This is a genomic window from Isoptericola sp. NPDC055881 (genome assembly GCF_053615895.1).
The window spans coordinates 1-7,426 of record NZ_JBSHCR010000114.1; the positions used below are offsets into that span (position 1 = coordinate 1).

Below are 7,426 nucleotides of genomic sequence, written 5' to 3' on the forward strand. Positions count from 1 at the left end.
GGTGCCGGTCGATCGACCGGCACCGGGGCCCTTTCGCGTGTCCGGAGCGCGCACCCCGGGGCCGAGCCTTCTCAGGCGTCGTGCCCTCGTCAGGCGTCCTGGACGACGGCCCACCGCGAGGACGACGCGAGCGTCCCGCGCGGGTCGTTCCGGCGGCGCAGGTCCACCAGGCGCTGGTAGGTGTCGGCGCCGAAGGCCGTGCGCACCAGGTCGGCCGAGACGGCGTCGCGCGGCCCGGCGAAGTTGACGAGCGAGCCTCCGGTGGTCCACTCGCGCAGGGCGTCGTGCACCGCCTGGACGTGCACGTCGGCGTCGGGCGGCCCCAGGGGCGCGCCGAGCGAACCCACGAACAGCGTGCAGGCCGCACCGCGCCCGGCGACCGCGTTCGGGACGGCCGCAGGGCGGCCGACGGCGCCCCCCAGAAGGCGGATCTCGGCCATCATCACGGGCGAACCGGGCGGCACGGCAGCGAGGAACGCGTCGACGGCCTCCCGGGGGAGCTCGCGGAGCTGTCCGCCGCGCTCGACGAACGGCATCGGGTCCTCGGGGTCTGCGTGGATCTCGCCGATCCGCACGTACGGGAGGTCGCCGATCGTGTCGAGGATCGGCGTCGCCGTCCCTCGCAGCGCGTCGACCAGCGGGTCGCTGCCGGTGTCGTCCCTGCTGTCCTGCACACCGTCCCGCACTCGGTCCTGCCCGGGGTCGCCCAGGTGGCGCACGTACCGGACCACGAGGACGGCACGCCCGCGCAGCGGCTCGGGGAGGTCGGGCAGCGGCGGCAGGTTCAGCCGGGCGACGGACGTAGAGACGTCCTCGGGCAGGTCGGCCACGAGCTCGCGCCAGCGGTGCAGGACCGGGGCGGCGTCCGCGGCGTCGAACCACACGGTGCCTCCACGCACGGTGCGCAGGGGGAACAGGTCGAACGTCATCGACGTCACGACGCCGAACGCACCCCCGCCGCCGCGGAGGGCCCAGAACAGCTCCGGGTGCCGGGTCGGCGACGTCGTGACGAGCGCGCCGTCCGCGGTCACGACGTCGAACGAGCGGACGTGGTCGGCGGCAAAGCCGAACGTGCGTGCCAGCGGTCCGAGGCCGCCGCCGAGCGTGTAGCCGACGACGCCGACGTGCGGCGACGAACCGCACAGCCCACCGAGCCCGTAGGGGGCGCCGGCGTCCAGCACCGTGCGCCACGACGCGCCCGGACCGACGGTCGCCGTCCGCGCCTCGGGGTCGACGACGACGTCGTCCAGGGCGGACACGTCGAGCAGCACGTCGTCGGGACCCGTCGGGGCGGCGCTGTGACCGGTGGAGCGCACGCCGACGCCGAGCCCGTGCGCGGCGGCGGTGCGGACGGTCAGGGCGACGTCCTGCGGCGTGACGGCGCGCACGACGAGCGCGGGCTGGTGGACCAGCGCGAGGTTGAAGCCTCCGAGCGTCGCCTCGTAGGCGGGCTCTCCGGGGAGGTGCACCGCGCCGGCCAGGGCGGGCCGGAGCTCGTCCGCGGCAGCGGTGGCGGTCGTCGTGCGGTGGGGCGTCGCGGGTTGGTCGAGCGCGACGGCGGCGGGGACGGTGCTGGACATCGGTGACTCTCCTTCGGTGGGTGGTGCCGGGGGAGAGGGAGCCACGCGCGGCTCCCGGGTGACACCGCCACGACCGGCGCGGCGGGTGAAGTGCGCCGGGTACTCCCGCGACCTGCGTCGATGTGGGAGGGTGTCCGCGTGCTCCAGACCACGGTCCAGCCGGGACGCACCCGGCTCGTCGTCCTGCTCGCGCTCGCCGTCGCACTGGCGCTCTCCCTCGCCTCGGCCCTCGTCGCCCCGCCCGCCCAGGCGGCCACCTGGACGCTGTCCGCCGCCGGCGGCGGGACCACGACGGCGGCGGTCGGGAAGACGCTGAGCGTCCGGTACCTGAAGTCGGGCGCGCCGGTGAAGTACGCCAGCGTCACCCTCCAGCGCAAGAAGGGCGGGTCCTGGGTCAAGGTCCGCACGGTGCGCACCGGCGCGAAGGGCCGTGCCTCGACCACGGTGAAGCCCACCGCGTCGACGAGCTACCGCTTCAAGACGACCCGGGCGGCGAGCGGCACGGTCAAGGTGCTCGTCGTGCCGGTGCGGTTCGCGATCTCCGGCTCCGGGTCCGGTCACGGCGTCGGGCTGGCCCAGTGGGGCGCGTACCAGCAGTCGCGCTCCGGCCGCACGCCCGCGCAGATCCTGAAGTACTACTACCCGGGCACCACGGTCTCCACGGCGAACGACCCGCGCACGACGCTCGACGTCCAGGTGCTCGGGCCGCCGTCGGACACCCGCACCACGACCGTCCTGGCAGTGGGCCAGGGGGCCTGGCAGCTCAAGGACCCGGCCGGCACCGTGGTGGCGAGCGGCGGCGCCACGACGAAGGTCACGGTCGGCGTCGCGTCGGCAGGCGTCACGGCCCGGGTCATGAAGGGCACGTCGACCGTGCGGACCGTCGCCGCGCGGTCCAGCCTGACGTTCGAGTGGTCGGGCACCCGGTACTACCAGCCGACCGGGACGAAGGCGGTCGCGACCGTCGCGGGCGCCCAGGGCACCTACCGCAACGGGCGTCTCGTCGTGACGAAGCGGTCGTCCCGGCCGAACGTCGTCAACGAGGTGATCATCAACACCGAGTACCTCTACGGGCTCGACGAGATGCCGTCGGGGTGGGGCTCGAGCACCAACCGAGGGGCCGCGGCGCTGCAGGCGCAGGCGATCGTGGCGCGCAACTACGCGATCGTGGAGAAGGTCAAGGGCCTGAAGTCCGCGTGCGGGTGCCACGTCTACGACGACACCCGCTCCCAGCACTACACCGGCTGGAAGAAGGAGGGCGGCAGCTGGGGTGGCACCTGGGTCGCCGCGGTCGACGCCACGATCCAGGACGGCACGGTCACCGTGCTGCGCGACGCCCAGGACCGGTTCGCCGAGACGCCCTACTTCGCGTCGACCGGCGCGGCAGGCGGCCGCCGCGGCACGGCCGCGAACAACGAGGTGTTCGGGACCGCGGCCCTGCCGTACCTCAAGCACGTGTACGACTCCTACTCGGCGAACGCGCCCGGCAACCCGTACCTGCGGTGGAGCGACTCGATCACGCAGTCCAGGGCCCGGTCGATCTTCGGGCTGTCGTCCGTGCGCTCGATCGCGGTCACGTCCCGCTGGTCGAGCGGCCAGGTCCGCACGCTCACTGCCACGTCCGTGACCGGGAAGAAGGTGTCCCGGACCAAGACGGCGGACGGCTGGCGCACCACCCTCGGGGTGCGGGGGTCGTGGGTCGGCTCCCTCTCGGGACGCTCGAGCTGAACGGCGGGCGACGCACGAGAGCCCCGCGCCGGGCGGCGCGGGGCTCTCGTGTCTCGTCGGTCGTGCGGGGGTCGGCGGGTCAGCGCGCCCCGTGCTCGGCGTGGAGGCGGTCCGTCTCGTCCTGGACGTGGACGGCGACGCCCTCGTAGGCACCCGCGTGCGCACGTGCGTGGTGCCCGCAGAAGAGGAGCTCTCCGACGGGCAGGACCACTCGCACGTACGCCTGGGCGCCGCAGCGGTCGCAGCGGTCGGCGGCGGTCAGCGGCTGGGTCGGTTCGGTCGTCGTGGTGCTCACGTCCTCATCCAACCAGACAGGTGGCCAGGACCATCCCGCTCCCCGGCCAGGTTCGCTCCGGGCATAGCGGCGTGGAGCACACGGAACACCTGTTCGGGTCGTCTACCCTCGTTCCCGTGACAGCCACCTCCGAGTCCGGGTACACCGCGCGCCACCTGTCGGTCCTCGAGGGCCTGGAGGCGGTGCGCAAGCGCCCCGGCATGTACATCGGGTCCACGGACTCGCGCGGTCTCATGCACTGCCTGTGGGAGATCATCGACAACTCCGTCGACGAGGCGCTGGGCGGGCACGCGTCGGCGATCCGCGTCGTGCTGCACGCCGACTCGTCGGTGACGGTCGAGGACGACGGCCGAGGGATCCCGGTGGACATCGAGCCCAAGACGGGCCTCACGGGCGTCGAGGTGGTCTACACCAAGCTGCACGCGGGCGGGAAGTTCGGCGGTGGCTCGTACACGGCCTCGGGCGGCCTGCACGGCGTCGGCGCCTCCGTGGTCAACGCGCTCTCGGCGCGGCTCGACGTCGAGGTCGACCGCGGCGGCAAGACGTACCGCATGACGTTCCACCGGGGCGAGCCCGGCGTGTTCTCGGACCCGGCGGCCGGCCCGTCCCCGGAGTCGTCGTTCGCGCCCTTCACCGACCACAGCGAGCTCGCCGTCGTCGGCAAGGTCAAGCGCGGCGTCACCGGCACCCGGGTGCGGTACTGGGCGGACCGGCAGGTCTTCCCGAAGTCGGCCGTATTCAGCTACGACGAGCTCGTCACGCGGGCGCGCCAGACGACGTTCCTGGTGCCCGGCCTGAAGATCCTGGTGCGCGACGAGCGCGGGCTGCCCGGCACGCCGGGCGAGACCGGGCCGCACGAGGAGGTCTTCCAGCACGACGGCGGGGCCGTCGACTTCGTCGAGTTCCTCGCGCCGGACGCCCCGGTCACCTCGACCTGGCAGCTGCGCGGCACGGGCCACTTCACCGAGACCGTGCCCGTGCTGGACTCGCGGGGGCACATGTCGCCGCAGGAGGTGCAGCGCGACTGCGAGGTGGACGTGGCCCTGCGCTGGGGCGGCGGCTACGACACCGAGGTGCGCACCTTCGTCAACATCATCTCCACGCCCAAGGGCGGGTCCCACCTGTCGGGCTTCGAGCAGGGTCTGCTCAAGACGGTGCGCAAGCAGATCGAGACGAACGCGCGCCGGCTGAAGGTCTCCACCAAGGACGCCGCGGAGCGCATCGAGAAGGACGACGTGCTGGCCGGCCTCACGGCGGTCGTCACCGTGCGGCTCGCCGAGCCGCAGTTCGAGGGCCAGACGAAGGAGGTGCTGGGCACGGCGCCCGTGCGCGCCATCGTCTCGCGCGTGGTCGAGAAGGAGCTGGGCGCCCTGCTCACGTCGTCCAAGCGCGACGAGAAGGCGCAGGCGGCGCTGCTGCTGGACAAGGTGGTCGCCGAGATGCGCGCCCGCGTCACGGCACGCAAGCAGAAGGAGATCTCCCGCCGCAAGAACGCCCTCGAGGCCTCGTCCTTGCCGGCGAAGCTCGCGGACTGCCGCAGCGACGACGTGACCCGCAGCGAGCTGTTCATCGTCGAGGGCGACTCGGCCCTCGGGACGGCCAAGCTCGCGCGGTCCAGCGACTTCCAGGCGCTGCTGCCCATCCGCGGCAAGATCCTCAACGTCCAGAAGGCGTCGATCAGCGACATGCTCCGCAACGCGGAGTGCGCCGCCATCATCCAGGTGCTCGGGGCTGGCTCCGGCCGGTCGTTCGACCTGGAGGCGGCGCGCTACGGCAAGATCGTGCTGATGACCGACGCCGACGTGGACGGCGCCCACATCCGCACCCTGCTGCTCACGCTCTTCTACCGCTACATGCGCCCGATGCTCGAGGCGGGCCGGGTCTTCGCCGCCGTCCCGCCGCTGCACCGCGTCGAGGTGCTGGGCAGCGGACGGCGCAAGAACGAGTACCTGTACACGTACTCGGAGGCCGAGCTCACCGCCACGCTCAAGAAGCTGGACCGTGCCGGACGCCGATACAAGGAGGACATCCAGCGTTACAAGGGCCTGGGGGAGATGGACGCCGACCAGCTCGCCGAGACCACGATGGACCCGCGCCACCGCACGCTGCGCCGCGTGACCGTCGAGCACGCCGAGGCCGCCGAGCGGGTGTTCGAGCTGCTCATGGGCAGCGACGTCGCGCCGCGCAAGGAGTTCATCGTCGCCGGCGCGAGCACCCTGGACCAGTCGCGGATCGACGCCTGACGGTCACCGGCCGCGATCGACCGTCCGGATGACGGCCCGAGCGGCGGGCGGACGCCCAGGATGGGTACCCTTCGGCCGTGAAGATCCCGCGCTCGCCCTCGTCCCGACTGCTCGCGCTGCTCCCGGCGACCGCCCTCGCCGTCGGCCTGCTGGCGGGGTGCTCCGACGACGGGACCGCCGACGGCGGCTCCACCGCCTCGACGTCGGTCGACCCCACGGAGCAGGTGGCGGAGAACCTCAGCGAGTTCTCCTACGCGGGCGAGGACGGCAAGACGGCGCTCGAGCTGCTGCGGAAGCACGACCCTGACGCGCAGGTGCAGGGCAAGGGCGAGAACGCCTACGTCACCGCCGTGCGGGGGCACGAGGCGGACCCCGACACCGAGTTCTGGGGCCTGTACGTCGACGGGGAGATGGCGCAGGTCGGGGCCGGCTCCCTCGTCACCAAGGACGGGCAGACCGTCACCTGGAAGCTCGAGGAGATCGAGAAGTGACCGCCGCCCCCGCCCCGCGCCTCGAGGCCCCGCTGCCCGTGCGCGAGCTCGCCCGCCGCTGGTGGCGCCCCGCCGTCGCGGTGCTGCTCGTGGTGGCCGCCGTCGTCTGGCGCCTGGTGAAGGACGACCTCGGCGCACCGCCGAACCTCGAGCTCTCGACCGCGGCGGCGTTCGCGGCGGCCGGCCTGCTGCGGCACCGCGTCGCCATGCTCGCCCCGCTGGCCGTCGTCGCGCTGAGCGACGTCCTGCTCGGCAACTCCTCCGTGCTGGTGTTCACCTGGAGCGCGTGGGCCGTCGTCGGCCTCGGCGCGTGGTGGGCAGGACGCACCCGCGGCACCGCCGGCCGCCTGGCCGCCGCGCTCGGGTTCGGCGTCGGGAGCTCGCTGTTCTTCTACCTGTGGACCAACGCCGGCGTGTGGTGGCTGGGCCGCGGCACCTTCTACCCCGCGGGTCTGGACGGGCTGGTGGCCAGCTATGTCGCCGGTCTGCCGTTCCTGCGGCCGATGCTGCTCGGCAACCTCGTGCTCGTGCCGCTCGCGGCCGGGCTGGTGGCCCTCGGGGCGCGGCTGGAGCGGGCGCGCGGGGCCGCCGTCGTCCCGCTGCCGGCGCGGTAGCCTCGTCGGACGAGCTCGACGCACCGACAGGGAGACGAGGACCGATGCCCGCAGACCGGATCCGGCGGATGCCCTTCGCGAGCATCTATCCCCTCTACGTGCAGAAGGTGGAGCGCAAGGAGCGCGACCGGGCCGACGTCGACCGCGTCGTCACCTGGCTCACCGGCTACGACGCGGCCGGCCTGGAGCGCGCCGTCGCCGACGAGGTCGACCTGGAGACGTTCTTCGCCGAGGCGCCCGCCATGAACCCGGACGCCGTCCTCATCACAGGGGTGGTCTGCGGGGTGCGGGTCGAGGAGATCGACGACCCGCTGATGCAGCAGATCCGGTGGATGGACAAGCTGGTCGACGAGGTCGCGAAGGGCAAGAAGATGTCCTCGATCCTGCGCCAGGCCAAGGAGGCCAAGGAGAGCACCCCGTAGCAGCCCGCGCTGGGGGGACGAGAACGGCGAGAGCTGCGACCGCAGCTCTCGCC

General features: G+C 73.2%; 7 protein-coding genes. 5 read left to right on the plus strand and 2 right to left on the minus strand.

The features are described from left to right. Positions 1-89: 89 nt before the first annotated feature. Positions 90-1,580: an FAD-binding oxidoreductase gene (locus ACWGKI_RS20085; protein WP_452189395.1), complete on the minus strand. Its 1,491-nt coding sequence runs from the start codon at positions 1,578-1,580 to the stop codon at positions 90-92. Between the two features lie 138 nt (positions 1,581-1,718). On the opposite strand from ACWGKI_RS20085, the gene ACWGKI_RS20090 reads away from it, so the two are divergent. After that, positions 1,719-3,308: a SpoIID/LytB domain-containing protein gene (locus tag ACWGKI_RS20090; protein WP_452189397.1), complete on the plus strand. Its 1,590-nt coding sequence runs from the start codon at positions 1,719-1,721 to the stop codon at positions 3,306-3,308. A 79-nt stretch (positions 3,309-3,387) separates the two neighbouring features. Here ACWGKI_RS20090 and ACWGKI_RS20095 read toward each other — a convergent pair whose 3' ends face one another. Further along, positions 3,388-3,603: a DUF7455 domain-containing protein gene (locus ACWGKI_RS20095; protein ID WP_380245175.1), complete on the minus strand. Its 216-nt coding sequence runs from the start codon at positions 3,601-3,603 to the stop codon at positions 3,388-3,390. A 116-nt stretch (positions 3,604-3,719) separates the two neighbouring features. On the opposite strand from ACWGKI_RS20095, the gene ACWGKI_RS20100 reads away from it, so the two are divergent. The 4 genes from ACWGKI_RS20100 to ACWGKI_RS20115 all read left to right on the plus strand — a co-directional run bounded on the left by ACWGKI_RS20100 (position 3,720) and on the right by ACWGKI_RS20115 (position 7,373). After that, a complete protein-coding gene (locus tag ACWGKI_RS20100) occupies positions 3,720-5,846 on the plus strand; it encodes a DNA gyrase/topoisomerase IV subunit B (RefSeq protein WP_380245176.1) in 2,127 nt (708 codons plus the stop codon). Between the two features lie 77 nt (positions 5,847-5,923). Next, a complete protein-coding gene (locus ACWGKI_RS20105) occupies positions 5,924-6,337 on the plus strand; it encodes a DUF4430 domain-containing protein (protein ID WP_452189400.1) in 414 nt (137 codons plus the stop codon). Beyond that, positions 6,334-6,951 (plus strand): DUF6580 family putative transport protein, encoded by a 618-nt coding sequence (locus ACWGKI_RS20110; protein ID WP_452189402.1) that lies wholly within the window; start codon positions 6,334-6,336, stop codon positions 6,949-6,951. Before ACWGKI_RS20105 ends, ACWGKI_RS20110 begins: the two co-directional genes overlap by 4 nt. A 44-nt stretch (positions 6,952-6,995) precedes the next feature. Then, on the plus strand, positions 6,996-7,373 hold the full coding sequence (locus tag ACWGKI_RS20115) for a DUF2200 domain-containing protein (protein WP_452189404.1): 378 nt from the start codon (positions 6,996-6,998) through the stop codon (positions 7,371-7,373). The last annotated feature ends 53 nt before the right edge of the window (positions 7,374-7,426 follow it).

Excerpts from the sequence above, each read along its gene's own strand:
- ACWGKI_RS20115 (WP_452189404.1), top strand. The coding sequence starts at position 6,996 with ATGCCCGCAGACCGGATCCGGCGGATGCCCTTCGCGAGCATCTATCCC.
- ACWGKI_RS20085 (WP_452189395.1), bottom strand. The coding sequence starts at position 1,580 with ATGTCCAGCACCGTCCCCGCCGCCGTCGCGCTCGACCAACCCGCGACG.